Annotated in this window: 28 protein-coding genes; 8 read left to right on the top strand and 20 right to left on the bottom strand. The window is 70.0% G+C overall.

Annotated features, from left to right (window positions below; genetic code table 11):
* Positions 1-105 precede the first annotated feature (105 nt).
* Positions 106-963: an SDR family oxidoreductase gene (locus RM788_RS03680; RefSeq protein WP_315930059.1), complete on the bottom strand. Its 858-nt coding sequence runs from the start codon at positions 961-963 to the stop codon at positions 106-108.
* Positions 964-1,028: 65 nt separating this feature from the next.
* Between RM788_RS03680 and RM788_RS03685 the strand changes: the two genes are divergently transcribed.
* Positions 1,029-1,628 (top strand): TetR/AcrR family transcriptional regulator, encoded by a 600-nt coding sequence (locus RM788_RS03685; RefSeq protein ID WP_315930060.1) that lies wholly within the window; start codon positions 1,029-1,031, stop codon positions 1,626-1,628.
* Positions 1,629-1,735: 107 nt separating this feature from the next.
* On the opposite strand, the gene RM788_RS03690 is transcribed toward RM788_RS03685, so the two are convergent.
* Both RM788_RS03690 and RM788_RS03695 read right to left on the bottom strand, forming a co-directional pair.
* Complete coding sequence (locus RM788_RS03690) at positions 1,736-2,935, bottom strand: cytochrome P450 (protein ID WP_315930061.1); 1,200 nt, start codon at positions 2,933-2,935, stop codon at positions 1,736-1,738.
* Positions 2,936-3,293: 358 nt separating this feature from the next.
* The gene (locus RM788_RS03695; protein WP_315930062.1) at positions 3,294-4,301 is read right to left on the bottom strand and encodes an aldo/keto reductase; all 1,008 of its coding nucleotides are present in this window, start codon (positions 4,299-4,301) and stop codon (positions 3,294-3,296) included.
* A gap of 29 nt (positions 4,302-4,330) precedes the next feature.
* On the opposite strand from RM788_RS03695, the gene RM788_RS52830 reads away from it, so the two are divergent.
* Entirely contained in the window at positions 4,331-5,488 is a 1,158-nt protein-coding gene (locus tag RM788_RS52830; RefSeq protein WP_399343024.1) for an AraC family transcriptional regulator, read from the top strand.
* On the opposite strand, the gene RM788_RS03700 is transcribed toward RM788_RS52830, so the two are convergent.
* From RM788_RS03700 to RM788_RS03715, 4 genes are all read right to left on the bottom strand, one after another.
* A complete protein-coding gene (locus tag RM788_RS03700; RefSeq protein WP_315930063.1) occupies positions 5,385-5,945 on the bottom strand; it encodes an AAA family ATPase in 561 nt (186 codons plus the stop codon). The genes RM788_RS52830 and RM788_RS03700 overlap by 104 nt on opposite strands.
* 66 nt (positions 5,946-6,011) lie before the next feature.
* On the bottom strand, positions 6,012-6,299 hold the full coding sequence (locus RM788_RS03705; protein ID WP_315930064.1) for a DUF4342 domain-containing protein: 288 nt from the start codon (positions 6,297-6,299) through the stop codon (positions 6,012-6,014).
* 156 nt (positions 6,300-6,455) lie between these two features.
* A complete protein-coding gene (locus RM788_RS03710) occupies positions 6,456-6,848 on the bottom strand; it encodes a PPOX class F420-dependent oxidoreductase (RefSeq protein ID WP_315930065.1) in 393 nt (130 codons plus the stop codon).
* A 10-nt stretch (positions 6,849-6,858) separates the two neighbouring features.
* Positions 6,859-7,491, bottom strand: a complete 633-nt coding sequence (locus RM788_RS03715) for a TetR/AcrR family transcriptional regulator (protein WP_315930066.1) — start codon at positions 7,489-7,491, stop codon at positions 6,859-6,861.
* Between the two features lie 103 nt (positions 7,492-7,594).
* Between RM788_RS03715 and RM788_RS03720 the strand changes: the two genes are divergently transcribed.
* The gene (locus RM788_RS03720; RefSeq protein ID WP_315930067.1) at positions 7,595-8,770 is read left to right on the top strand and encodes an epoxide hydrolase family protein; all 1,176 of its coding nucleotides are present in this window, start codon (positions 7,595-7,597) and stop codon (positions 8,768-8,770) included.
* Between the two features lie 21 nt (positions 8,771-8,791).
* Here the strand turns inward: RM788_RS03720 and RM788_RS03725 are convergent, their stop codons facing one another.
* The 3 genes from RM788_RS03725 to RM788_RS03735 form a co-directional block, all read right to left on the bottom strand.
* Positions 8,792-9,685 (bottom strand): hypothetical protein, encoded by an 894-nt coding sequence (locus RM788_RS03725; RefSeq protein WP_315930068.1) that lies wholly within the window; start codon positions 9,683-9,685, stop codon positions 8,792-8,794.
* 189 nt (positions 9,686-9,874) lie between these two features.
* Entirely contained in the window at positions 9,875-9,970 is a 96-nt protein-coding gene (locus RM788_RS03730) for a ketosteroid isomerase family protein (RefSeq protein ID WP_315930069.1), read from the bottom strand.
* Positions 9,971-10,090: 120 nt separating this feature from the next.
* Positions 10,091-10,597 carry a DUF6328 family protein gene (locus RM788_RS03735; RefSeq protein WP_315930070.1) on the bottom strand — a complete coding sequence of 169 codons (507 nt, stop codon included), beginning with the start codon at positions 10,595-10,597 and terminating at the stop codon, positions 10,091-10,093.
* Between the two features lie 192 nt (positions 10,598-10,789).
* Between RM788_RS03735 and RM788_RS03740 the strand changes: the two genes are divergently transcribed.
* A complete protein-coding gene (locus RM788_RS03740) occupies positions 10,790-11,131 on the top strand; it encodes a DUF6292 family protein (protein WP_315930071.1) in 342 nt (113 codons plus the stop codon).
* Positions 11,132-11,327: 196 nt separating this feature from the next.
* Here RM788_RS03740 and RM788_RS03745 read toward each other — a convergent pair whose 3' ends face one another.
* Positions 11,328-11,840: a DUF4383 domain-containing protein gene (locus RM788_RS03745; protein ID WP_315930072.1), complete on the bottom strand. Its 513-nt coding sequence runs from the start codon at positions 11,838-11,840 to the stop codon at positions 11,328-11,330.
* 170 nt (positions 11,841-12,010) lie between these two features.
* Between RM788_RS03745 and RM788_RS03750 the strand changes: the two genes are divergently transcribed.
* Positions 12,011-12,169 (top strand): hypothetical protein, encoded by a 159-nt coding sequence (locus RM788_RS03750; protein WP_315930073.1) that lies wholly within the window; start codon positions 12,011-12,013, stop codon positions 12,167-12,169.
* Between the two features lie 100 nt (positions 12,170-12,269).
* Here RM788_RS03750 and RM788_RS03755 read toward each other — a convergent pair whose 3' ends face one another.
* The 3 genes from RM788_RS03755 to RM788_RS03765 all read right to left on the bottom strand — a co-directional run bounded on the left by RM788_RS03755 (position 12,270) and on the right by RM788_RS03765 (position 14,904).
* The gene (locus tag RM788_RS03755) at positions 12,270-13,709 is read right to left on the bottom strand and encodes a PP2C family protein-serine/threonine phosphatase (protein WP_315930074.1); all 1,440 of its coding nucleotides are present in this window, start codon (positions 13,707-13,709) and stop codon (positions 12,270-12,272) included.
* Complete coding sequence (locus RM788_RS03760) at positions 13,699-14,445, bottom strand: GAF and ANTAR domain-containing protein (RefSeq protein WP_315930075.1); 747 nt, start codon at positions 14,443-14,445, stop codon at positions 13,699-13,701. The genes RM788_RS03755 and RM788_RS03760 overlap by 11 nt, the downstream gene beginning before the upstream one ends.
* A 93-nt stretch (positions 14,446-14,538) precedes the next feature.
* A complete protein-coding gene (locus RM788_RS03765; protein ID WP_315930076.1) occupies positions 14,539-14,904 on the bottom strand; it encodes an STAS domain-containing protein in 366 nt (121 codons plus the stop codon).
* Between the two features lie 618 nt (positions 14,905-15,522).
* On the opposite strand from RM788_RS03765, the gene RM788_RS03770 reads away from it, so the two are divergent.
* Positions 15,523-16,506, top strand: a complete 984-nt coding sequence (locus RM788_RS03770) for a sigma-70 family RNA polymerase sigma factor (RefSeq protein ID WP_315930077.1) — start codon at positions 15,523-15,525, stop codon at positions 16,504-16,506.
* A 134-nt stretch (positions 16,507-16,640) separates the two neighbouring features.
* On the opposite strand, the gene RM788_RS03775 is transcribed toward RM788_RS03770, so the two are convergent.
* The gene (locus RM788_RS03775) at positions 16,641-17,750 is read right to left on the bottom strand and encodes a hypothetical protein (RefSeq protein ID WP_315930078.1); all 1,110 of its coding nucleotides are present in this window, start codon (positions 17,748-17,750) and stop codon (positions 16,641-16,643) included.
* 262 nt (positions 17,751-18,012) lie between these two features.
* Between RM788_RS03775 and RM788_RS03780 the strand changes: the two genes are divergently transcribed.
* Positions 18,013-18,894, top strand: coding sequence for a helix-turn-helix transcriptional regulator (locus tag RM788_RS03780; protein WP_315930079.1), 882 nt, complete (start codon positions 18,013-18,015; stop codon positions 18,892-18,894).
* A gap of 102 nt (positions 18,895-18,996) precedes the next feature.
* Here the strand turns inward: RM788_RS03780 and RM788_RS03785 are convergent, their stop codons facing one another.
* From RM788_RS03785 to RM788_RS03795, 3 genes are all read right to left on the bottom strand, one after another.
* Entirely contained in the window at positions 18,997-19,881 is an 885-nt protein-coding gene (locus RM788_RS03785; RefSeq protein ID WP_315930080.1) for an aldo/keto reductase, read from the bottom strand.
* Positions 19,882-19,989: 108 nt separating this feature from the next.
* The gene (locus RM788_RS03790; RefSeq protein WP_315930081.1) at positions 19,990-21,207 is read right to left on the bottom strand and encodes a PQQ-dependent sugar dehydrogenase; all 1,218 of its coding nucleotides are present in this window, start codon (positions 21,205-21,207) and stop codon (positions 19,990-19,992) included.
* 275 nt (positions 21,208-21,482) lie between these two features.
* Complete coding sequence (locus RM788_RS03795; RefSeq protein WP_315930082.1) at positions 21,483-22,322, bottom strand: SDR family oxidoreductase; 840 nt, start codon at positions 22,320-22,322, stop codon at positions 21,483-21,485.
* A gap of 160 nt (positions 22,323-22,482) precedes the next feature.
* On the opposite strand from RM788_RS03795, the gene RM788_RS03800 reads away from it, so the two are divergent.
* Complete coding sequence (locus tag RM788_RS03800) at positions 22,483-23,361, top strand: helix-turn-helix domain-containing protein (RefSeq protein ID WP_315930083.1); 879 nt, start codon at positions 22,483-22,485, stop codon at positions 23,359-23,361.
* 97 nt (positions 23,362-23,458) lie between these two features.
* Here RM788_RS03800 and RM788_RS03805 read toward each other — a convergent pair whose 3' ends face one another.
* Together RM788_RS03805 and RM788_RS52835 are read right to left on the bottom strand one after the other, a co-directional pair.
* On the bottom strand, positions 23,459-23,734 hold the full coding sequence (locus RM788_RS03805; RefSeq protein WP_399343030.1) for a helix-turn-helix domain-containing protein: 276 nt from the start codon (positions 23,732-23,734) through the stop codon (positions 23,459-23,461).
* Positions 23,668-24,261 (bottom strand): hypothetical protein, encoded by a 594-nt coding sequence (locus tag RM788_RS52835; RefSeq protein WP_399343031.1) that lies wholly within the window; start codon positions 24,259-24,261, stop codon positions 23,668-23,670. The genes RM788_RS03805 and RM788_RS52835 overlap by 67 nt, the downstream gene beginning before the upstream one ends.
* Between the last annotated feature and the right edge of the window lie 69 nt (positions 24,262-24,330).

Genomic DNA, 24,330 nt, shown 5'->3' on the forward strand with positions numbered 1-24,330 from the left:
CACCGCGGGGCCCTGGCGTCCGCGGCACGGGGCCCCGCGGTTCGCACCGGCCGTCGGTCGCCGGCGGCATCCGGGCTTCATCCGTCGCGTTGCGGGCGGCGATGTCTACCGGGCCTCCACCGGGAAGTGCGGACGGAGGTTGGCGGCCAGGACGCGGTCGAGGACGCGGTCGGAGGCGAGCCGCGACAGGCGGACGAGGAGCGCGGCGTCACGACCGATGGTGTAGCGCTTGCGGGGGCGACGGGCCGTGGCGGCCTCGGCGATGACGAGGGCGGCCTTCTCCGCGGGCAGGCCGGAGGTGGTGAAGGCGTTGGCCTGGTTGATGATCGCGCGGAGCAGACCGCCGTAGCGGGCGCGGTTCGCCGGGTCCATCGCGACGAGCACCTCCTCGGCGCGTTCGACGCCGTGTCCCGTCATCTCCGTCCGGACACCGCCGGGCTCGACGACCACGACCTGCACGCCGTGGGGTGCCAGCTCGCGGCGGAGGGAGTCGCTCATCGCCTCCATGGCGAACTTCGCCCCGGCGTAGGCGCCGTAGGTCGGCATGGCGATCCTGCCGCCGATCGAGCTCATGTTGACCACTCGTCCTCCGCTGGCGTGCAGGAAGGGCAGGACCGCCTTGGTGACGGCGACGTGGCCGAAGAAGTTCACGTCGAACTGCCGACGCCACTCCTCCATCGAGAGGACCTCGACGGGGGCGTTGATGGCGATGCCGGCGTTGTTGATCACCGCCCGGAGCGGTCGACCCGCCGGGTCGCCCGCGATGCGCTCGGCGACCGCGTCGATCTGCCCGGAATCGGTGATGTCGAGGAGCACCGGCTCCAGGTTGTCCGCCCGGATGGCGTCGCCGTCGGATTCCCGCCGCACGCCTGCGAGGACGTGGTAGCCGCGACCCGCTAGTTCACGGGCCGCGGCCGCCCCCATCCCGGTGGACGCGCCGCTGATGAGGACCAGCTCACGCATTTCATGTGACATTGTCATATGAAGACCGTAGCAGTTCATGTGACAACGTCAAGTAGACTGCGGCCGTGGTCAGCAGAACGGAGAAGGCCGCGACGACACGTCGCGAGCTGGTCGTGGCGGCGACCGAACTGCTCGACGAAGGCGGACCCGAGGCGGTGACCCTGCGAGCGGTCAGCGCCCAGGCGGGCGTCTCGCGCGGCGCGCCGTACGGGCACTTCCCCGACAAGGAGCACCTGCTCGCCGCCGTCGCGGAGGACTGCTGGACCAGCATCGGCGAGGAACTGGACCGCCTCGTCAAGGACCGCGACCTCACCCCTTCGGAACGCCTGGAGCGAGCGCTCGCCGGGCTCCTGGACGTGGGCCGTCGTCGCCCGCACGCCTACGCCCTCATGTTCGGCTCACCCTCGAACGCCTCGGCGGACGCGATCGCCGCGGTGTCGCGGACGCACGACCAGTTCCTCGGGATCGTGTCCGGGGTCATCGGCGACCCCGACCGCGTCAAGCCGACCGGAGCGCTGCTCATGACCAGCGTCCACGGGATGATCGGCATGGAGAACGCCGGCCACCTCGGCGTCGACAAGTGGCAGGTGACCGGCGACCAGCTGCTGCGGCAGCTCATCGGCATGATCGCCGCCGACCGGCCGACCGGGGATCACGTCGTCTAAAGCCCGCGACCTGCGGACTCGACACACGTGTCCTCGCGGTCGCCCCGCGCGTTCTCGGTCATCGCCATCGGCCCGCTCGGGCGAATCTCGGCGGCGCGGGCCCTCTTTCAACGCACCCGATCGTGCTCCTCCCACGTCACGGGCACCTCGTGGATGCCGTAGATGAGGGCGTCGTCCTTGTAGGGCAGCCTGTCGGCGGGCACGGCCAGCCGCAGCGTCGGAATCCGGCGGAAGAGCGTGTCGAAGACGATCTGCAACTCCATCCGGGCCAGGTTCTGGCAGAGGCACTGGTGGATGCCGAAGCCGAAGGCGACGTGGTTGCGGGCGCCCCGGTCGAGCTTGATCTCGTCGGCCTCGTCGAAGGCCGCGGGGTCGTGGTTCGCCGCGTTGCTCAGCGCCAGGACGGGGTCGCCCGCCCGGATGGTCACGCCGCCGATCTTCACGTCCTCGACGGCGACGCGGGCGTTGGCGAACTCGGCGATGGTGTAGACCCGCAGCAACTCCTCGATCGCGGGCAGGGTGCGCGCCGGGTCCTCGCGCAGCGCCGCCAGGTCCTCCGGGCGCTCCAGCAGCGTAACCACGCCGAGCGAGATCATGTTGGCGGTGGTCTCGTGCCCGGCGATCAGCAGCAGGAAGGCCAGCGACAGGACGTCCTCGGGGTCGTTGCCCTGGGCGAGCTGACGGCCCAGCAGATCATCCGTCGGCTCGGCGGTCTTCTTGGCGATCAGGTCCCTGAGGTAGTCGCGCAGCTCCGTGACCCCCTGCTGCTTGCCCGCGGCGGTGAGGGTGCGGCTCAGCAGGGTCGAACCGCGGCTCTGGAAGAAGTCGTGGTCGTCGTAGGGCACGCCGAGCTGCTCGCAGATGACCAGGGACGGCACCGGCAGGGAGAGGGCCTGCACGAGGTCGACGGGTCGCGGTCCGGCCAGCATCGCGTCGACGTGGTCGTCGACGATCTTCTGGACGCGCGGGCGCAGACCCTCCATGCGGCGCACGGTGAACTCGCCGACCACGGCCTTGCGGACGGGACCGTGCTCGGGCGGGTCCAGCTGGATCATCGATCGGCGCATGAGGTCGAAGTAGCGCCGCTCGCGGGTGAACCGGGGGAAGTTCGGTTCCCGGCGGTCGGAGCTGAACCGCGGGTCCGTGAGCATGGTCCGGATGTGCTCGAGCCTGCCCACGGCCCAGGCCACCTGGCCGCTGGGCAGGGTGACCTGGGAAATCCCGGAACCGGTGTCCCGGATGCGGGCTTGCTCCTCCGGGGGCGCGTACGGGCAGCGGCGGGCGGTCTGCAGCGCGGGAGCGGTCATCGGGAAGCCTCCATCGTCCAAGGTCGGATCCGAACGCGGTCGGGTTCGCCGGTCGTGACCGGCACCGCGTCGATCGTTCCCCGCTTCGACGGACTCCGCGGATCGATTCGGCAGGAGGCGGCCCCGGGATTCGGGGAGGAGCCTCCGGGTGAGCAGAACGGCGGCGATCCCGATCGGGACGTTGACCCAGCACACCGATCGCCCTCGCCCGTTCCCGGCCGTCGGCACTTCCCTGCCGGGAACGGGCACTCACCGGCTCATCGGACGGTCGCCCGTCGACCGCGCAGGTGTGGACGGTGACCGGATCCGCTTCCGGTCACGACGAGATCTTCCCTCGATGGGATTCGACGAACAGCCTTTACGGCTGCGTGAACCGGTTCTTCTGCACGCGTTCATGCTCCGACCACAGTTCGTGGGGGTACCCCAACTGCGGCGCGCTCACCTTGTCCAGCCATTCGAGCTGATGCGGTGGGATGTCCAGCTCGCCGGCCGCGATGTTGGACGTGAGCTGATCGACGCTCCTCGGCCCGATGATGGGGAGCACCCCCTTCGACATCGACCACCTGATCGCCACCCCCTCCGGAGTGGTGTCGAGGTCCCTGGCGACGCTCTCGACAGCGTCCAGGACATTCGCCTTGGCGGGGTCCTCCTTGTGGAGGAACTGGCTGATCGAACTCTGTGCGCGACCCGTTCCGCCCCGCCGGTACTTGCCCGTCAGGAGACCACCGCCGAGAGGTGAGAACCCGAGGACGCCCAGGCCGAAGGCTTCTGCCATCGGCAACAACTCCCGGTCGGCACTGCGCTCGACAAGACTGTACTCGACCTGGATCGCCACGAGAGGTGCCCAATTCCGGTGCTGCGCCAGGGTGACTCCCGTCGCGACACGCCATGCGGGGAAACTGGAGAGACCGGCGTACAGGATCTTGCCCGCGCGCGTCAGGTCATCGAAGGCCCGCAACACCTCTTCGATGGGCGTGGATCCGTCGGCCACATGAGCCCAGAACACGTCCACCCGGTCGGTGCCCAGTCGACGCAAGCTCTGCTCCAGCGATTGGACCATCGCTTTTCGACTGTTCCCGGTCAACTGGAGGCCACTGCCCGCCGCCGACCCCATGGTGTACTTCGTCGCCAGAACCACATCCTCGCGATCCGCGGAGATGATGGTCGAGAGGTACTCCTCGGCCTCGCCCGTCTGGTAGTTGGAAGCGGTGTCGATGAAATTTCCCCCCGCTTCCCTGTAGGCGTCGTACATCGCCCGCGCCTCGGGCGCGTGCGCCCCATGCCCCCAGCCCATTCCGAAATTGCCTGTCCCCAGCGACAGTTCCGATACCCGCAGCCCTGATCTTCCGAGAAATCGGTATCGCATACGTCTCTTCACTCCAAGCGCCGATCGGCATGAGCGGACTTCCCACACTTGGCAGCTCCCGCCGCCAGACACCCATCGTTCCCATCGCCGGGCGTATAGTCCATAACGTGGAGTCCAGCAATGTTTACCGATCGTCCAGCACCGAGGTCCTCCTCGATGCACATGACCCCTTCCGGGACGTCTTGGCGCTGGCACGACCCCGAACCGTCGCTCCCGTCCCGTTCCGCGCGACAGCGCCGTGGAAAGCCCGATTTTCCCCCTTTCCACACATCAAGCTCGGCGTGGTGGTGGAAGGTGAGTGCTGGCTGTGCGTCGACGGACTGGAACCCCTCTTCCTGAGGAAGGGCGATTTCTACCTTCTCGGAAACCCACCCCCTTACGGCCTCGGGAGTTCGATCGAGGAAGCCCGAGATCGCGACTCGACCAGGCCGCTCGGCGAGGAAACTTCCGCGAATGGACCCGAGGTTCCCCAAAGCTCCGTCACGTACATATGCAGCGTCGACTTCGAGTTCCAGGATTCCGACGCGTCGATCCTGTTCTCAGCGCTCCCCCCGGCCATGCTCGTCAAAGCGGACGACACCGACGGAAAACTGCTCTGGAACATCGCGGCCCTCCTCGTTCCCGAGATGGGGACGCGAAAGGCGGGCCGGTCCCTTGTCCTGGAGCACCTGGCCCAAATTCTTCTAGTGCACATGCTGAGGTCGCACGCCGGTTCGTCCCACGAGCCCCTGGGATGGCTCGCGTCGGTTGCCGACGATGGGATCGGCGCGGCGTTGCGAGCTGTGCACGCCGAACCGGGCCATCGCTGGACACTCGAAGAACTCGCTAAAATCGCGATGATGTCGAGGTCGGCTTTCGCTGCGAACTTCAGGAGCAAAGTGGGAAAGCCGCCCCTGGACTACCTCATCGAGTGGCGAATGCAGCTGGCGCGTGCCGCACTGCGCACGAAGGACTCCCTCACAGCCATAGCGGGGACCATCGGATACCAGTCCGAAAGTGCTTTCAGCACTGCTTTTCGGCGTATTGTCGGGATGTCCCCACGAGAGTTCCGCGTGTCACTGCACACGCAGCCGGTGAACCGGGTCACGGGACCGTCTCGCCCAACGCGGCCGCCAGAAGCCCGTAGGTCTCCTGCACCTGCCCCACCGCGCTCGGCACCACCACCGCCCCCGGACGCAGGCGCATGACCTCCACCAGGCTGTCGTACATGGTTTCCAGCACAACGGACCCACTGCTCAGCCCGATCAGGCGGTGGTGGTGGCGGATCCACGGGTCGACGCTGTCGCGGGCCCGGTCGTCGAACCGCCGCACCGCCGCCTCCCGATCGTCGAGCAGGACGACCTCGCGGTAGTCCGCCCCGTGCGATCGCACGAACTCCTCGAACGACGTGATCTCCTCGATCCGCCCGAAGAAGTGGGGCAGCACGACATCGCGCCCACCACCCAGGTGCGCCGCCGCCATCGCCTGGACGAGCGACCACACGACCGGCCACGTGTCGGTCTCCTCGTCCTCCCACCCGCCGACCAGCCGATGCAGGCCGTCGACGTCGAGGTGCAGCGTGCCGGGATGCCGATCGACGTACAGCGCCGCGAGGGTGGACTTGCCGATGCCCGGCGGGCCGTTCAGATGGATGAGTCGCACCACCCCGGTCACCTTATCGACCGCGGGTCACGGCGTGCGGTCCCCGTGGCGGGAACCCACGACCGCCGGTTAGACCTCCTCGGTGTCGACCGTCGTCACGGGCGGACCACCGAGACGCTTGCGGGTCTCGAGCTTGATCCCGTACTTGCCCGCCAGCGCGGCACCGACACCGATCGTCGTGGCCACCGGAGCGGCCAGCGCCGCGACCAACCCGAGGGCCACCGGCACCTCCAGCACCACGTCGTCCTTGCTGTCACGCACGACCACACGACGGTTGACGCCCTCGTTGACCAGCCCGCGAACGGCGTCGACCACGGAGTCGACGGTGCGGTTGGACTCGGGCCTGGATTCGCTCATGACTCTCCTCGAACAGCGGATGTCCCTTGACGACTTCCAGCATGCCCACGTCGAGGAACCCCGCCATCAGGGTTTCCCCTGATCCCCACCTGATTCCGCGTCGGCACCGCACGCCCACTGCCCGACCCGTCGCGCGCTCGGACCGGCGGGCCCGGATCAGGGCGTGTGCAGCCGGTCGACCTTGACGGTGAGGAGGACGCGCTGCTGCTGACCGCCGCCGAAACCGGGGTAGGGCCGCCCCAGGTACTTCTGGGACAGCTCGTCGATGTGCGCGTTGGCGCCGTCGGTGGTGAGGTCCACGACGCTGCCGCGCAGGGCCCAGTACCGGGACGGCGAGGCGGGGTCGGCGATGCCGATGGCGACGCGCGGGTCGCGTCGGAGGTTGCGCGTCTTCTGGTGGGTGTCCACCGTGTTGATGAGCACGTGCTCACCGTCGGTGCCCACCCAGGTCTGGGAGATCTGCGGCGAACCGTCGGGCATGAGCGTGGTCACGAAGCAGATCGCCTTGGCGTTGAGGACGGCGATCAGGTCGTCGGGCAGTGCGGTCATGGTTGGGCCTTCATTTCGTCTGGTCGTTGTAGAGGTGGCCGATGACCGCGTCGTCCGGCGGATCATCGGACAGTTCGGCGTGGCGCAGGCCCGCCAGGGCGATCCGGAGGGCTCGACGCCACAACTGCGGGCCGCTGGTGCGGGAGGCGTCCAGGACGCTGCCCACCATCACGTGCACCGCGGCGAAGTCGGCGGGGGTCGCACCGGCCGGCAGCTGACCCGCGCGGACGGCACGGCCGATCAGGTCGGTCACCAGCGGGGTCATCCGTTCGTGCGCCCGTTGCACCAGCGCGGTGGCCTGGTGGCGGCTTCGGAGCAGCTCCCCCAGTCCCCGGCTCCGCGCCTCGATCTCGAGTTGTCGTTCGAGGAACCAGGTGAGCCCCGCCCACGCGTCCTCGTACCGCCAGGCCTGCTCGGCGAAGCCGATCACCATGTCGATGTGCTCGCCGAACAGGGCGTCGAGCAGGTCCTGCCGCTGCGGGAAGCGGCGGTACACCGTGCCCATCCCGGTGCCGGCGGCTCGCGCGATGTCCTCGTACGAGACGTCCAGCCCCTCCACGGCCATGCGTTCGTGCGCCGCGCGCAACAGCAGCTGGCGGTTGCGCTCGGCGTCGCGACGCAGAGGAGGAACGGGGTCGGTCACGTGCCGGAGCATAAACAAGTGGAAGAGTTGTTCCAAGTTGAGGACTTATTCCACTTTGTGGTTAAGGTGGCGTCGACCATCCGCGATCAGCCAGGAGCGCCCGATGCCAGTCCCCCTCACCGAAGACGCGGTGGAGCCGTTCGTCATCGCGGTCCCCGAAGCCGAACTGCTGGACCTGCGGAACCGGTTGACCGCCACCCGGTGGCCGGACCGCGAAACCGTCCCGGACGGGAGCCAGGGGCCGCGACTCGACCGCGTCCGCGCTCTTTGCGACCACTGGGCCACCGGCTACGACTGGTGGCGCGCCGAGCGGGACATCAACGACCTCGGCTCGTCCCGCACCGCCATCGACGGGATCGACGTCCACTTCCTGCACGTCCGATCGGCTGAGCCGGGCGCGGTTCCGCTGCTGCTGTGCCACGGCTGGCCCGGCTCGATCCTGGAGTTCCGGAACATGGTGGGTCCGCTGACCGATCCGGTCGCGCACGGCGGCAGCGCCGAGGACGCGTTCCACGTCGTGATCCCGTCCATGCCCGGCTTCGGGTTCTCCGGCAAACCCACCGCCACCGGCTGGAACACCTCCCGCGTCGCCGACGCGTGGATCACCCTCATGCGGCGCCTTGGGCACGACTCCTGGTTCGCCCAGGGCGGCGACTGGGGCGCGGCTGTCGTCGAGCAGATCTCCCGCAAGGCGCCCGAGCGGTGCCGGGGCGTGCACTTCACCCTGCCGCTGGTGTTCCCCACCGAGCAGGAGTCGGCCGAGGCGACCGAGGAAGAGCGGCGGATGATCGCGCGCGCTCAGCGCTACCAGAACGAGTTGAGCGCGTACGCACGGGAACAGGCCACGAGGCCGCAGACGATCGGCTACCCGCTCGCGGACTCGCCCGCCGGACTCGCCGCCTGGATCTACACCCTCTTCGAGGACGTCACCGACAGCGGCGGCAACCCGGAGGACGTCATCGACCGCGACGAGATCCTCGACGACATCATGCTCTACTGGCTCCCCAACGCCGCCGCGTCCTCCGCCCGGCTGTACTGGGAGGAGAACCAGGGCGGCGACACGCACGGCGGCCCCTGGGAACCGAACCCCGTGCCTGCCGGGTTCAGCATCTTCCCCGGCGAGGCAGTGCAGGCCTCCCGACGCTGGGTCGAGCGGCGCTACGAGACGGTCCTGCACTACGCCCGACTCGAACGCGGAGGCCACTTCGCCGCCCTGGAGCAGCCGGATGTCCTCACCGACGAGATCCGGACGACCTTCCGACCGCTGCGAGCTTCCTGACCGCCACCACGCGACCTGGGATCAGAGCGCCAGCCGTCCGGCCCGGTGCAACGTCTGCACAGCCTGGACGGTGGCGTAACCGCGCCACTCCAACTCGGCTGCCGGCGAGAAGGAGGCGAAGTCGACCACCCAGCCGCCGTCGTCCGACTGCCGTTGCGCGAGCCGGTCCAACTCGGCCTCGATCACACCGGGGCGCAGCAGCGCGCTCGCCGGCGTTCCCGGTACGGGCGCGAAGTTGAGCGCGCGCATGGTCTCGTCCTCGCTGCCGCCCGCGACCGGCACGAGGCCGGTGTCCGGCACGAACTTCCCCAGTCGCTCCAACAGGGTCGCGGCCTCCGGGTAGCGGTCGTGGGCGGCGTCGAGGAACCGGATGGCGAACGACAGCGCGATCGCGTGCGGCTGCTCCTCCACAGCCGCGATGGCGTCCAGGCAGTACCGGGTCGCCCGCTCCAGCCACGGGTGCGCGGCGACCGCCGGGTCGTGCGCGGCGACGCGGTGAGCGACACCGGCGGCGAACGCGGTGCTCTGCAAGGTCGACACCGACGGGTCGGCCTCCGCCCAGAACGGCGCGCACCCCGTGGGGTCGGCGACCGGCAACGCGAACGGCAGCCCGCCGTCGGACAACGTCACCGAGTCGAGCCAGCCGCACAGCTCGACCGCGCGCGGAGTCGTCAGCGGCGCGATGTCCTCGAACACCTCGAAAGCGTGCAACGCGCCCGCGGGCTGACTTTCCGGGGCACGCAGATCCGGTTCCAGTCCCCAGCCGTAGCCGCCGTCGGAGTTGCGGTAGCCGTCCACCGCGGCCAGCACCGCGTCCGCATCGGCCCGGCCGACGAGGAGGTCGAAACGCCGACGATCGAGCACCCGACCACGGCCGGCCAGGAACGCCGCCGCACGGGAGAGGTCAACAGTCATGACTCCAGGATGACGAACCCGCACGCCGACGTCTTGAACGAAACGGACCTGCGCCGGTCGTGTCGTGATGCGGTGGCGCCGCACCGGGTGCGCTCTTCCGGCGATCGCCCCGAAGCACTTGGCCGTCCGGCGGCCACAACGGGCAGATCGGCGAATCCGCACCCGCCGCATGGACACCGGCTGGGGCCGTTAGGCCATGACGAGGCGGAAGATGTCGTTGTGGACGAAGTACCCGCCGGGCTGGCCGGGGATCGGCGCCAGGGTGAATGAGCGGGTGAACTGCATCGTTGCGAGTCGACCGAGGTGACGTGGGTCTTGACAACCTTCAACTCGGGCATCGTGAGCTGCGCGATGCCGTTGAAAGCATGCATAAGCGGAAAGTAGCATCGATATAGCCCTCTGCAATCAGTAGTCGCAGGCTTTCACCCGGTCCAGGTACGCACTGGATTCGGCGGTGTCGCGGCGCCGTTCGCGCCACGGCAGGACGAACCACAGCGAAGCGAACCCGATGGCGGCCGCCACCCCGAAGGCGATCCCGATCCACCCGCCGACGATCACCTCGGCGAGCAGCAGCACGGTGCCGGTCATCGTGGCGGCCAAGGTGCCCAGACCGACCAGGACGAACCGGTGGGCGATCTCGATGACGTCCTCCCGCCTGCCGCGGCGGAACAGCACGCGGTGCCACGCCACCGGGGCGGTGAGCAGCACGACCGAGGCGGCGGCGAACAGGACCGTGATCAGGTGGGTCGTCCGGACGTACTGGTCGACCTCGCGGTACCGCTCGGTGAACACGATGGACAACAGGAAGCCGAACAGGATCTGCACACCCGCCTGCGCGATCCTCAACTCCTGCAGCAGTTCGTTGAGGTTGCGCTTCAGCCGCGCCTGCTCGCACTCCTCGGGCTCGCTCATCGCCTCGCCATCCCTTCACCGAACCGCGGACGCCCCGTTCAGACCGGGGTGACGTCGAACTCCAAGCGGAAGTGGTCGTGGGGCGTTCACAGGTATCGGCCGATGTGGACGACAGGGTGGGTTGCGCGGTCTTCCCGCGGGTAATCCGAGATCGGCGCTCACGGCCGAGCGCCTGGTGAGGCGGTCGATGACATGGACTGGGAATTCGAGGACGAGGTAACCCGGCGGTTGCGGCGGTACGCGGCGGCGGTGGGCGAAGTGCTGGGGTTGAGCGGCGAGAGCTCGTGCGTGGACGCCGAGCGCCCGTGTTCGCTGTACCTGGCGATCGACGGTCGGCTGCGGGAGTTCCCCGACGAGGACTTGGCCCTGGTGTGGAACGACCGCGACGGCTGGCGCGCGGTGGTCGAGTCCCCCGGCGGTGGCCCGCTGCGGGAGGTCTCGCGGTTCACCGGCCCGGTTCACGCCACACCACGAGCCGTGGCGGCATGGGTCGAAGCCCTGCTGGCACGAGGAGAGCTGTCCCTGAGCGCCTGATCCTGGGAGGGGGACCTGGTCCCACCAGTCGGGTCCTCGTGCGACCGGGCCTCGGCGTTCACGATCGCTCTTCCAAAGGGTCCACGCCCGCAACACTCCTCCGCTTGCTCCGACATGCCCTTTGCCGGTGCTCCGAGGTCGGGAAGGCCTCCCGGACAGCATGCCCGCCACCAAGCGCGCTGTCCGGGCGGTCGATCTAGTCAGGCACCCGATCGGGTTCCGGGTACTCGCCCTTGGAGCGCTCGGACACCGTGGCCGCGACCCCGAGCAGGATCATCCCGGCGCCGAGCCACAGGTGCAGCCAGTTGTCGGCGATGTTGAACGGCAGCACGTTGGCGGCCATGTGCTCGCCGACCGCCGAGCCGTAGACCCACAGCAGCAGGTAGACGCCGCCACCGACCACGAGGAAGCCCCGCGCGGTGCCGGCAGCCCTGGCGGCGAGCAGCCCGAGGACGCCGAACAGCAGGTGCACCAGGTTGTGCAGCACCGACACGGCGAACAGGCCGAACAGCAGCGCCCCGGAGTGCGGGCCCGCGAAGGTCATGTCCCCGAAGCCCGACGTGATGCCCGGTATGAAACCCAGCACGCCGACCAGGAGGAACAGGGAGCCCGCGAACAGGGCGAACGACTGGACGGGACGACGGGGGCGGTGCTCGACCGCCGCGGTGATCGTCCCCGTACTGGGGTTCCGGTTCCGGTTCTGGTCCATGGTTCGGGGATATCCCGGTATGGCGGCTCGAATCCCGCATGCGACCCGTTTGTGGCGTTCCGATCGGGGTAATCGCCGCCCGTCGCGGAAGGACATGCGATCCCGGCGACCGCGAGGTGTGAAGACCCGCCGCCGGGGTAATCCTGCGCACCACGAACGGAGGCAGATCGATGAGCCAGCACGACCAGGTGGACCCGGACACCGCTGTCGACCCGGAGGAGTTCGCCGAAGAGGCGGGCATCGACCCCACGCCCCAGGAGGTGGACCGGTACCTGGAGATCGCCGAGGAAGTGCCCCCGTGGTCGGGCCCGGAGCAACCGACCGGGTGACGGACAACGCCGAAGACCTCGGGGTGCGCACCAGCGCGCCCCGAGGTCCGTTCCCCCGAACCGGTGGTCGTGGTGACCCGGTCCGGGAGATGACCGCGATTCACGGCTCCAAGCGGATCCGAGGGCCGTCGGGACCCGACCACGCGGCCAGCAGGACGGTCGCGTCGTCACGCAGGTCACCGTGCTGGTGGTCGAATACGGCGCGAAGCATCCCCCGAACCGCTTCCGGTGGCGGTTCGGCCGTGGTCTGCGCCTTCCCGAGGAGTTCCCCGAGGTGCTCCGGACCGAAGGCCCTGCCTCCGCGATCACGGGCTTCGGACATGCCGTCGGTGTGCAGGAGCAGCCAGTCCCGCGGCCGCAGGTGCTCGACGGCGATCTCGGATTCGAGGCACGAGGTGCCGGTGCTCAGCGTCGTCGTCCGGCCGTCGCGGACGAGGAGCAGCCGGGCCGCACCCGTGCTGAGGAAACCGAGTCGTCCGGTGACCAGGTCGAGTTCCGCCACCACGGCGCTCGCGTGCTCCCCGGGCCCGAACGCGGTGTTCAGCACCTCGTCGACAGCACGTGCCTGGTCCTCCAAGGGCCTGCCGTCACGCCGGGCTTTGCGGTAGGCGGCGAGCACGGAGGCCGTGACGAGCGCGGACGCGGGGGTCTCGGCCCCGCTGTCGAAGATCGCCAGGTGGGCCGTGGTCTCCGACAACGCGTAGTCGAAGGCGTCGGCGCCGGGCCTGCCGCCGAAATCCCTGCCCGCGGCGACCGCGACCGCGTCGGTGCCCGCGGTCAGCGGTGGACGCATGTCCCGCAGCAGTTCGACGGCGGCGTCGGTGGGGTGCCGTTGCCGGGGCGCGTTCAGGCCGTCGCCGTACTTGTCCGCGATGGCGATCAGGTGGCCGAGGAGCCTCGCCAGCCAACGGCACTGCTCACGCAGGTTGGGATCGCGCAGTTCGGCCTCGTCGGCCGGGGTGATGCCCAGGACGCCGAGGCGGTCGGTGCCGTCGAGCAGGACCGTCCACAGCCTGCGGTCCCCGTTGTGAGTCGTGATCACGGTGGTCAACTCCCGGAACGCCCGCCCCGCGGGGGTGGTGTCCACGTCGAGGAGTTCCGGCCCGGAGTCCGGCAGCACGGGGACCAGCACCCGCTGCAGCCGGTCGACCAGGTAGATGTCCAGCCGCACCCCCAGTTCCCGTCCCGCGGCCACGGCGATGGCGGGCAGGCGTTCGGGAGGGGCCCGGTGCGCTCCGTCGAGCAGATCCACGAGCGCGACCAGCGGTCCCGTGGCGGGTTTGGCCTGCCTGACCTGCCTGCTGTAGGGGACGCGGCGGAGCCAGTCGAACTCGTCGAGCCGTTCGTTGACCGCGTGCGCGAGCACGTCGCACTGGATTCCGGGCAGGGTCATCAGGCCGTGCAGGTAGGCGTCGACCTCCACCGGACCCACGTCACCGCCCAGGGCGAAGTACCGCAGCCACAGCTCGTCCGCGGTCAGGCCGGTCCGCTCGACGCACGTCGCCAGCTGCCGTCGGCGGTCGGCTTCGTCAATCGACAACTTCGGCTCCTCGTTCCGGGAGTTCCCCTCGTGACGACCGCAGCACCGCCCACGCCACGTCGTGCAGCGGCTTCGCATCGCGCTCGCACAGGGACATGAGCAAGGCGAACGCGGTGTCCGCGTCGACGCGCTCGCGTTCCATCAGCACGCCCTTGGCGATGTTCACCGCGTCGCGGTCGCGCAGCGCCGCGGTGAGGCGTTCACTGAAGCGCTGGGCATCGTCGTAGGCCTTCACGTTGGCCACCAGCACGGCGGCTTGCGCGGCGAACAGCCCGAGGAGGTTCTCCTCGCGGTCGCCCAGCACGGCGGCCTCGGTGGCGTACACCTTGATCGCGCCCAGGCAGCGGTCCCCCGCGACCAGCGGAACGCTCATCGTCGCGCACGTCCCCGCCCCCGCCGCGAGGGCGGTCCACCGCGGCCAGCGAGCCTCGGTGCCCATGTCGTCGATCCGGCACACCACGCCGTCCGCCATGGCTTGCAGGCACGGCCCTTCGTCGAGGTCGTACTGCAACTGGTCGAGCCGCCCGACCACCGGATCCGACGCCGCGGCGGTGATCCTCCGGCCGGTGTCGTCCATGAGGCTGACACCGACACCAGCGGCGCCGCTGATGACCTCGGCGGCCGAGGACACCACCAGCTCCAGCGCCGTGGCCACCGTCTCCTGCGACAGCAGCAACCCCGACATCCTGGCGAACACCACGGCCAGCTCGTCGGCCAACGGCAACTCGCGCTCCACGATCACGACCTCGTCCCGTAGCGTCCCACTCGAATCGTGGCGTACCCGTCCTGACGATTTCCACACCTCGACCGGACCCGTTGGCCACACCCGTCACCCTGTCGCCGCGAGGGCGTCCCGCAGGGAACCGAACACGGCGAGCAGCGCGCCGACGCCCGACACGCGCAGGACAGCGCTCACAGCCGGGCTGTCCACCACCAGCCGCAGTTGATGTCCTCGCGTGCTCGCCGCCTCGTGCGCGGCGAGCACCACGGTGAGGACCTTCCCGCCCAGGAAGGTCAGCCCGGTGAAGTCGAGGACCACCAGCTTGGTGGTCCCGCACGCCGCGAGCAGTTCGGCTTCCAGGCGTCCGGCGTCGCGGGCACGCGCCTCACCGTCGACGCGGACCACGGTGCGGTTGCGACGCCGGGACGTGCTCGTGGTCAGGAGGACTCCGGAGCGGGTCCGCGGTGGGTCCAACCGGTCGAAGGGTGGTAGCACGGGGCCTCCTCGGGGGCGTGGAAGGAGAGGCGCGAGGGCTGGAGGGGTGGTGCGGACGCACTGACCTGACGCAGGACGGACGCTTCGCGACTGCCTGGTGATCAGCCCGGATCCTGTCGGGCCGGAATTCCCGGGAAGAAGGCACCCAAACGCGATGACCGCTTCTTCTTCCGACCAGGTTCGACCCCGGCTCCACCGGCGATCGCGACCAAGTGGATTCCGAAGCCGTTGTCGGCCCGGAGGAGTTCGCCGCATGCGCGCGACCGCATGGCGAACCCACACCGCGCCGCACGCCTTGGCCGAACCCAGGGCCGACCCCAGCCGTCCGACTGCGATCCCACCGACACCCACCCGTGAACATCACGGCGCTCACCAGCGCGCTGACGGGCGCGGTCTGGTGATGCGGGGCAGCCACGTGTGTCGGATCACCGGCACCGCTGAGCCGACCAGCCCCCATCCGGGAATGCGAGTCGTAGTAGTTCCGTTGAACCAGTGCTGCCCCTTCCACGGCGCACGGGTGACGAACCGCCGTTGTCGCGGACCGCCCCACTTCGATCCCCGACATCACCGCAGGTGCGATCCGGCAAGGAGATGATCATGTCGTTGACGATGGAGGACCGCCCGATCCGGTCCGGCACTCCCCGCGGGGAGTGGTCACCGGACGCGGACCTGGTCGGCCACTACCTGCGGGAGGTCGGCGCGACGCCGCTGCTGACCGCCGAGCAGGAAGTCGACCTGTCCAAGCGGATCGAGGCCGGTGTGTACGCCGCCGAGCTGCTGCGGCGGGCCGAGGACGGCGAGGACGAACCGCTGGGCGCCGAGCGCGCCCGTGAGCTGCGAACGGTCGCGCGGAACGGCGAGCGCGCGAAGGACCACATGATCCGGGCGAACCTGCGCCTGGTGGTGTCGGTGGCCAGGAAGCACTCGTCGCGCGGCCTGCCGTTCCTGGACGTGGTGCAGGAGGGCAACCTCGGCCTGATCCGCGCGGTGGAGAAGTTCGACCACACCAAGGGGTACAAGTTCTCGACCTACGCGATGTGGTGGATCCGCCAGGCGATCGAACGCGGGCTGGCCGACCAGACCCGCACCGTGCGGCTGCCGGTCCACGTGGTCGAGGAGCTGACGCAGGTGCGGAAGGCCGAGCAGCGGCTGCGCGTCGAGTCCGGCCGCGAACCGACCGTCGACGAGGTCGCCACCGCGGCGAGGATGCCGACGACCAGGGTCGTCGAGCTGGGCAAGACCGGGCGGAACACGATCAGCCTGGAAACGCCGGTCGGCGACGACGGCGGGACCTCGGTGGCCGACCTGATCGAGGACACCGACGCCGTGCAGGCCCACGACGCGGTCGAGCAGGAGGGCATCGCCGGTGAACTGCGCGCCCTGGTCGACACGCTGCCCGCGCGGCAGGCGCGGATCATGACCCAGCGCTACGGCCTGCTCGACGGCCGCGCACGCACGCTGCAAGAGGTCGCCTCCGAACTGGGCCTGACCAAGGAGCGCATCCGGCAGCTGGAGAAGGAGTCACTGCGCCTGCTGCGCGACCCGGAACGCAACGGGGCCCTGCTCGCCTGGACGGGGTGACCCCCGCACGCGCTCCACGACGTTCCCGGTGTCGCGTCCGGGGAAGTCGTTGCGCGACATGGCTTTGCCGCCGAGGACACCACCGGCCGGGATCAGTCCGATCGCGGAAGCAGCCCTCTGAACGCCCTGCGCGCCTACTTCTGCCCTTGGCCGCTTTCCAGCAGCGGCCACACACCCGTGGCGAGGACCGCATCGGCGGTTTCGGCGACGCCAAGCCCGCTGCTGTCCACCCGCACACCGGTCTCGGCGAGTTCCAGCTCCCCACCATCCGCGACCGCCCGTTCCACGACCTGCCGCAACCGCTCGACCGGCAGACCCAGCAGCGGGTCGCCGGGCTGCGGCCAACTGCCCCGCTCACCGCGAGGCAGGATGCGGTCGGCCAAATCAGCCCGGTTCGCGTGCAGGCGGCACACCGCCGGCGTCGCGGCGGGCAGCGCTCTCGCGTAGTGCGCCTCCGCCCCGTGCGCGTCGATCCCACCGACGATCACCAACCCGTCGGCGCCCAGATCCCGGTACGCCCGCCACACCGCCGCCGCGTTCGCCGCCCGGAGCTGGTGGTCCACCTGACCGCGAGCACCGAACCCGATCTGCCGCAGGTCCAGGTACCCCGTCGTGCGGCCAGAGCGCAGGGTGCGCTCGTAGATCGCGTAACCCACCGTCGACGTGCCGACCCCTGGTACCCCGCTCACCCACAGGACCTGGCCGTCCGTCGGAACGAACACCGGCAACGGCGGTGGCGCGCCGGCCGCGGTGCGCCAGCCCTCCGTCGCCGCCTCCACGGCCGCCACCGCCTCGGGCATGGCCAGACCGGTGGTGTCCACGCACAGATCCGCGATCGTGCCGGCGTCCAACTCCTCGGCACTGGCCACCACGCCCGCAACCGGTCCCCCGCCCCCCGAACGCCCCGGGAACCGCCGCACCAGCTCATCGCGATCCACCCGCAACCGGCACAACGTCGCAGCCGCTCCCGGCACCGCCGGCCGGTACGACGGATCCACGACCCCCGACACCACCACGCACGTCGCGCCGAAGGCGGCGAAATTCGCCACCACCGACGCGAGGTTGCGAGCCTTCAACCGGTACCGCCCGGAATCCGAGTCGCGCTCCGGATAGCACATGCCGAGTTGATCGATGTCGACGTAGGCGGCCGCGACACCGCCCTCACGCAGATGGGTGTAGACCCGCCAGGCGACGCAGGTCTTGCCGACACCAGGCGGACCGCACAGCCACAGAACGGGGATCACGACCGCAGTATCACCGCTGTCGCCTCCGACGGGACAACATCCTCCACCCGCCCCTCATCCCAGCGGCGACAGTTCCTGGTGCGTCTTGGGGAGCACAGCACCACCAGAGCATGACCTCGACCGGAATGGCGATCCTCCCGGCCGCCACGAACAGCGAATCGGACCAGAACCGGCCGAAGACCGCGCGGGCGTGGGAGGACCCCTCGTTCGGGGTAACGGCGGTACCTCCTCCACCCTCCGCACACGGCCTACTGTGGATTTCATGGGCCACATCGATCCTCGCGCCGAGGTCCGGGAGTTCCTCAGCTCGCGGCGGGCGCGCATCACCCCGGAGCGGGCGGGCCTGCCCGCCTACGGGGGCAACCGGCGGGTCAAGGGCCTGCGCCGGGAAGAGGTCGCGCTGCTCGCGGGCGTGTCCATCGACTACTACGTCCGCATGGAACGCGGCAACCTCTCGGGCGCTTCGGACGGCGTCCTGGAAGCCGTGAGCCGGGCGCTGCAACTCGACGACGCCGAGCGCGACCACCTGTTCGCCCTCGCCCGAGCCGCGGATCCCGGACCACGCAGGCGCACGACCCCGCCCACCACCGTGCGCCCCGTGGTCCAGCAGGTGCTCGACGCCATCAGGGACGCGCCGGCGTGGGTGCGCAACGGCCGGCACGACATCGTGGCCGTGAACCACCTCGGCCGCGCCCTCTACTCCCCCGTGCTCGCCGACCCGCGCAGGCCCGCGAACACGACCCGGTTCCTGTACCTCGACCCGGCCGCGCCCGATTTCTTCGTGGACTGGGACCGCATCGCCAACGACGCCGCGGCGATGCTCCGCCTCGAGGCGGGCCGCGCCCCGCACGACCGCAAGCTGATCGAACTGGTCGGTGAGCTGTCCACGCGGAGCGAGGTCTTCCGTAAGCGCTGGGCCTCCCACGACGTCCAGTACCACCGCAGCGGCCAGAAGCGCCTGCGTCACCCGGTCGTGGGACAGCTGGACCTGAACTTCGAGTCGATGGAACTGCCCTCCGAACCCGGTCTGACCCTCAACGTCTACACCGCGGCCCCGGACAGCCCCACCGCCGACGGCCTCAAGGTGCTCGCCAGCTGGGCTGCTACCCAGGAACTCGCACAACCGCGGTCGAAGAACCCCTGACCGGGCGTTCATCGCCTGAGGGTGCGCATGGTTCTGCTCCGTGCTGCCCGTCCTCGTGCGGGAAGACCCCGCTGTCCCGATAGGACAGCGGGGTCGGGTCGGTCAGGCTTCGGGGATCGGCCTGCCGAAGGACTCGAGGGTGATGTCGGCGGGTTCGGGGCCGCCGCGCTTGCCGGTGTCCAGGGCGTCGATGGCGGCGAGCTGCTCGGCGGTGAGCTCGAAGTCGAACACGTCGAAGTTCTCCGCGATGCGCTCGGGCTTGGTGGACTTCGGGATCACCGAGCGGCCCTGCTGAAGGTGCCAGCGCAGCATCACCTGGGCCGGGCTCCTGCCGTGCGCGGCCGCGATCCCGCCGATCACCGGGTCCCGCAGGGTGCTGGTGTGCTCGCCGTCGCGGTAGAACGTGATGCCACCGATGGGCGACCACGCCTGGGACAGGACGTCGTGCCGCGCGCCGAACTCCTGCACCTCGCGCTGGGCGAAGTACGGGTGCACCTCGATCTGGTTCACCGCGGGCACCACCGTCGCCTTCTCGAGCAGCCCGGTGAGGTGGTCCACCATGAAGTTGCTGACGCCGATGGCGCGGACCTTGCCGTCGGCCAGCAGCGTCTCGAGTGCGCGGTAGGCGTCGAGGGTCTTGTCGAACTCCGATGGCAGCGCCTGGTGCAGGATCAACAGGTCGATCCGGTCGATCCCGAGCTTGCCCGCGCTCTTCTCGAAGCCGTGCAGGGTCTGGTCGTACCCGAAGTCGCTGATCCAGATCTTGGTCTCGACGAAGACCTCGGCGCGGTCCACACCGGACTTGGCGATGGCCTCGCCGACCTCGCGCTCGTTGCCGTACGCGGCGGCGGTGTCGATGTGCCGGTAGCCGGTCGACAGCGCCGCCTCGACGGCGGCGCGCGTCTCGTCCGGCGGGGTCTGGAAGACACCGAGGCCGATGGCGGGCATCTCGACACCGTTGTTGAGCGTCAAGTTCGGGATGGACATCAGAGCGCTCTCCTTCGTTAGAGGAGCAGGCACCCGCCCCCTCCTACCAGGAGGTACCCCAGCCGCAGCTCGTGGACACCACACGAACGCGCCAAGGTGCCTGGTTCATCACGTCGGTGGGGCCAGTCGGTAGACGGCGCCGGCCGAGTCGTCGGTGATGTAGACGGCCTGGTCCGGCCCGACCACCGCGGCCACCGGACGACCCCACCTGGACCCGTCCGCGGCCTGGAACCCGCCCACGAGGGTCTGCTGGTCGGCCAGTCCGCCGTTCTGCCACGGGAAGAACGACACCTCCGGCGGCCTGGGCGGTGAGGCGTTCCACGAGCCGTGCACACCGACCAGCGCGCCGTGCGCGTACTCACCGGGGAGTCCGCCGTCGACGAACGACAGGCCCAGTGGCGCGGAGTGCCCTCGGAGGGTCTGCTCCACCGGGGGCAGCCCGGCGCAGTCGAGCAGGCGGCCGTCCGGGTTGTTCTGGACGTCCCGGACGTACGGGACGTCCGAGAAGTCCTGCGGGCTACCGGGAACACCGGGGTCGACGTCGGCGTCGGGGTTGCAGTACGGCCACCCCAGGTTCCGGCCGGGGGTGAGCTTGGCGAGCGGCTCGACCGGGTGATCGCGCACGTACTCCGGGATCACCTGTCCCAGCGACGATTCCGGCGCGTTGCCGTAGGGACGGTCGAACGGGTACTGGATGTTGTCCCGGTTGTTCACCGCGGTCCACACCGCGCCGTCGGGGGCGATCGCCAGCCCGGTGCCGTTGCGCACACCCACCGCGAACGGTTCCGGCGCCCCGCCACCCGGCGGCACACGCAGGATCGACGCACGGGGCGGAGTCGCCGTCAGGTCCTCGGCGGAGATGTTGCCCGTGGACCCCACCGACACGTACACCGCCCCGTCCCCGCCAACGGCCACGCTCTTCAACACGTGCCCGTACTGGCCGCCCAGCTCCGGGGTCGAGGCGTCGGGCAGACCCGTGACGACCGGTTGCGGATCCGTCGCCGCGCCGTCCGCGTAGGTGTAGGCGTCCACCCGGTGGGTCTGCGCGACGTACAGCGTCGAACCCGCGAACGCGATCCCGTGCGGCTGGCGCAATCCCGACAGCAGCACGGACACCGCCGCGGTGCCGTTTCCGCCAGGGGTGAGCCGGACCACCGTGCCGCTCCCCGGCACCGAGACGATCAGCGTGCCGTCCGGCGCCCACGCGACCAGCCGCGCCGACGGGACCCGCGCGAACACCGACATGGTCCAGCCACTCGGCACAAGCGCCTGCCGAGCCACGTCCAGCGGCGCGGCACCCATCCCCTCCGGCACCACGAGCGTCACCGGTACCAGATCCTCCGGTGCGGCCTCAGTGGCAGCCGGTTTCGGTGCAGCGGGGGCGGCAGGCGCCGAGGAGCACGCGGACGCGAGCAGGGCGACGGCGGTCATCAACGAGGCAAGGCGTCGGACGGGCATGGAGTTCCTTGATCGGATGAGAGGTTCAGGAGCGGCCGAACGACCGTACAACGCGCCCTCCCCGTCGGGGAGGTACTGCCCCGTCCGGGCTGCTCTCACTGCTGAGCCTGCGGCGGCTGTCCATCGTGATGTGGTCGGCGTGCTCAGGCGTCGTGCGCGAGTGACGAGGACAGTTCGCGGTGGGTGTCGGCCTGGTCGAGCAAGGTCTTCGCCTTCCGCTCCAGGGTGGCGACCGCGTCGGCGCCCGCGGCCCAGCGCGGCGGCGGCTCAGCCGACCCGATGAGCCCGATCAACGCCGCGGCGAGCTTGGCGGGGTCGCCTGCCTGCAACCCGTTCATACCGGACCACGTGTCCACGGTCTGCTTCGTGCGCTCGACGTAGTCCGCGATCACCGGTTCCGCGTAGCTGGTGGATTCCGGTGTGAGCAGGTCGGTGCGGAAGAAGCCGGGGTCCACGATCATCGTGCGGATGCCGAACTCGGCGACCTCGATGGCCAACGACTCCATCCAGCCCTCGAGGCCGAACTTCGACGCCGCGTACGCCGAGGTGAACTCCCCGCCGACGATGCCCGCGGTCGAGGAGATCGTCACGACCAGTCCGGAGCGCTGTTCGCGCAGGACGGGCAGCACCGCGCGGGTGACGTTGAGCGGGCCGAACAGGTTCGTCTCGACCTGGGCGCGGAAGTCCTCGGGGGTGATCTCCTCGAAGAACCCGGCGTGGAAGTTGCCCGCGTTGTTGACCAGCACGTCGATGCGGCCGAACCGGTCCACGGCGGCCCGCGCCGCGGCTCGGGCGTCGGCGGGGTCGGTGACGTCGAGCCGCACCGCCAGCAGGTCGTCGGTGGCGCCGACCGCGTTCGTCACCTTCTCCGGGTCACGGCCGGTCGCGACCACCGCGTACCCAGCGCCCAAGGCCGCCTTGGCGATGTCCACGCCCATGCCACGCCCGGCCCCGGTGATGAGCAGCACTTCCTTCTCCGCCATGTCCTCTTCCTCCGTCGGATCGACACCCGTGCTCGCCAAGTCCTCGGGCGCGTGGTGGCGATACCCAGAGAACCTCTTCCCGCGGATGCGGAGAAGTCACCGCTGGAAGGTGTGCTGACAGCCCACTGCTCACCCGCACGATCCGGCCTAGCCTGGGCGGGTGGACAACCGTGACGAGGTGAAAGCCTTCCTGAGCTCCCGCCGGGCCAAGGTCAGCCCCGAGCAGGCGGGCCTGACCGGCTACAGCCGCAACCGGCGGGTGCCGGGGCTGCGCCGCAGCGAGGTCGCCGATCTGGCCGGGGTCAGCGTCGAGTACTACGCCCAGCTCGAACGCGGCAACCTCGCAGGTGTCTCCGACAGCGTCCTGGACGCCCTCGCCGGCGCGTTGCGGCTCGACGAGGCCGAGCGGGCGCACCTGACCGACCTGGCCCGCGCCGCCGGCCCCGCCACCCGCGCACGCCGCAAGACCCCTGCCCCGCAGATCCGCCCCGGCGTGGCGCGCGTCCTGGAACTGATGACCGAGGTGCCCGCCTTCGTCGGCAACGGCCGCGGCGACGTCCTCGCCGCCAACACCCTCGCCCAAGTCCTCTACGCGCCCATGTTCGACGACCCGCACCGACCCGCGAACCACGCCCGCTTCGCGTTCCTCAACCCGCGCGCCCGCGACTTCTGGCGCGACTGGGACCGCATCGCGACGGACACCGTCGCCATGATGCGCACCGAAGCGGGCCGCGACCCCTACGACAAAGCGCTGACCGACCTCGTCGGCGAACTGTGCACGCGCAGCGAGGAGTTCCGGACCCGCTGGGCCGCCCATGACGTGCGCCTGCACCGCACCGGCGTCAAGCAGTTCCACCACCCGGCCGTCGGCGACCTGGACCTGCACTTCGAAACCGTGCAGCTCACCGCCGACCCCGGGCTGACCATGACCTTGCTCAGCGCTCCAGCGGGTTCCGCTGACGACGACGCTCTGCGCCTCCTGGCCAGCTGGGCAGCCACGCGCCACGCCGACGACCCGACAACGCCTCCCCGACCGTAGTGCTCCTGCACCACCAAGACCGGCGCGTCGACACCTGGGAAGGTCAGCGGTATTCCGGCACTTGTCACCCGAATCCACCCCGCGACGCGGTCTGGCGTCACCCAGCGGAGGAGTTGTCCCCAGGCGTGACCACACCGGTCTCGTACGCGTACACGACGGCCTGCACCCGGTCTCGCAGACCGAGTTTGTTGAGCATCCGCGACACGTGGGTCTTCATGGTCGCCTCGCCGACGAACAACCGGGACGCGATCTCGGCGTTGCTGTCCCCGCCCGCCACCAACCGCAGGATCTGCGTTTCCCGCTCCGTCAGCAGATCGAGGAGGTCCGGCCGTTGCGCCGCCGCGGGCCGGGCCACGAACTGGTCGACAGCCATCCGCGGCCTCGCCGACGACCTCGAAGTCGTCCTGGCTCTGCAGGATCATCCGGATGCCGCCGCGGATGAGCTCGTGGTCGTCGGCGAGCAGGATCCGTGTCATGGCAGCGGAAACCGCGCTTGGAGGAGTACCCGCGCTCGTTCGGACCGACGTGGAGCACGCCGTCGTGCAGTGTCGCCCGTTCTCGCATTCCCCTGTGCCCCAGGACGCCTGTGATGAAGACGGCCAGCGAGAACACGGCAACCAGCGGGGTCAGCACTGGACGCCAGCGCCGGTCCACGCGTCGGCGCAGCAGCACGAGGGACCAGGTGATGCTCTGCGTGACCAGGCAGCCCCCGCAGGTGACCGCCAGTTTCGCGAACACGCTCATCCCGGTGGCGTCGAGGTGGTTGCAGCCGAAACCCGATGGCGCGCAACGCAGTTCGTAGGAGGCGTCGTGGTCGCCCGCGAGCCGCGCGGCGGCGGTGTGGCCCAGTTCGCGGATGTTCAGGGCGACGAACAGTCCGATCAGGACGGTGGCGGCCACCAAGCCTGCCCGGCACACCCGTTCCCACGGGCCGGCTGTCGACGATGGCGGCGTTCCACGACGACCGGT

This window comes from Umezawaea sp. Da 62-37, assembly GCF_032460545.1.
GTDB lineage: Bacteria > Actinomycetota > Actinomycetes > Mycobacteriales > Pseudonocardiaceae > Umezawaea.

Bases quoted from the DNA above. Each gene is read 5' to 3' on its own strand.
- RM788_RS03730 (WP_315930069.1), bottom strand. From the start codon at position 9,970: ATGCAGTTCACCCGCTCATTCACCCTGGCGCCGATCCCCGGCCAGCCC.
- RM788_RS03680 (WP_315930059.1), bottom strand. From the start codon at position 963: ATGCGTGAGCTGGTCCTCATCAGCGGCGCGTCCACCGGGATGGGGGCG.
- RM788_RS03750 (WP_315930073.1), top strand. From the start codon at position 12,011: ATGAGCCAGCACGACCAGGTGGACCCGGACACCGCTGTCGACCCGGAG.
- RM788_RS03795 (WP_315930082.1), bottom strand. From the start codon at position 22,322: ATGGCGGAGAAGGAAGTGCTGCTCATCACCGGGGCCGGGCGTGGCATG.
- RM788_RS03745 (WP_315930072.1), bottom strand. From the start codon at position 11,840: ATGGACCAGAACCGGAACCGGAACCCCAGTACGGGGACGATCACCGCG.
- RM788_RS03740 (WP_315930071.1), top strand. From the start codon at position 10,790: ATGGACTGGGAATTCGAGGACGAGGTAACCCGGCGGTTGCGGCGGTAC.
- RM788_RS03770 (WP_315930077.1), top strand. From the start codon at position 15,523: ATGTCGTTGACGATGGAGGACCGCCCGATCCGGTCCGGCACTCCCCGC.
- RM788_RS03780 (WP_315930079.1), top strand. From the start codon at position 18,013: ATGGGCCACATCGATCCTCGCGCCGAGGTCCGGGAGTTCCTCAGCTCG.
- RM788_RS03735 (WP_315930070.1), bottom strand. From the start codon at position 10,597: ATGAGCGAGCCCGAGGAGTGCGAGCAGGCGCGGCTGAAGCGCAACCTC.
- RM788_RS03725 (WP_315930068.1), bottom strand. From the start codon at position 9,685: ATGACTGTTGACCTCTCCCGTGCGGCGGCGTTCCTGGCCGGCCGTGGT.
- RM788_RS03785 (WP_315930080.1), bottom strand. From the start codon at position 19,881: ATGTCCATCCCGAACTTGACGCTCAACAACGGTGTCGAGATGCCCGCC.
- RM788_RS52830 (WP_399343024.1), top strand. From the start codon at position 4,331: ATGAGCGGACTTCCCACACTTGGCAGCTCCCGCCGCCAGACACCCATC.
- RM788_RS03710 (WP_315930065.1), bottom strand. From the start codon at position 6,848: ATGACCGCACTGCCCGACGACCTGATCGCCGTCCTCAACGCCAAGGCG.
- RM788_RS03690 (WP_315930061.1), bottom strand. From the start codon at position 2,935: ATGACCGCTCCCGCGCTGCAGACCGCCCGCCGCTGCCCGTACGCGCCC.
- RM788_RS03705 (WP_315930064.1), bottom strand. From the start codon at position 6,299: ATGAGCGAATCCAGGCCCGAGTCCAACCGCACCGTCGACTCCGTGGTC.
- RM788_RS03805 (WP_399343030.1), bottom strand. From the start codon at position 23,734: ATGGCTGTCGACCAGTTCGTGGCCCGGCCCGCGGCGGCGCAACGGCCG.
- RM788_RS03695 (WP_315930062.1), bottom strand. From the start codon at position 4,301: ATGCGATACCGATTTCTCGGAAGATCAGGGCTGCGGGTATCGGAACTG.
- RM788_RS03720 (WP_315930067.1), top strand. From the start codon at position 7,595: ATGCCAGTCCCCCTCACCGAAGACGCGGTGGAGCCGTTCGTCATCGCG.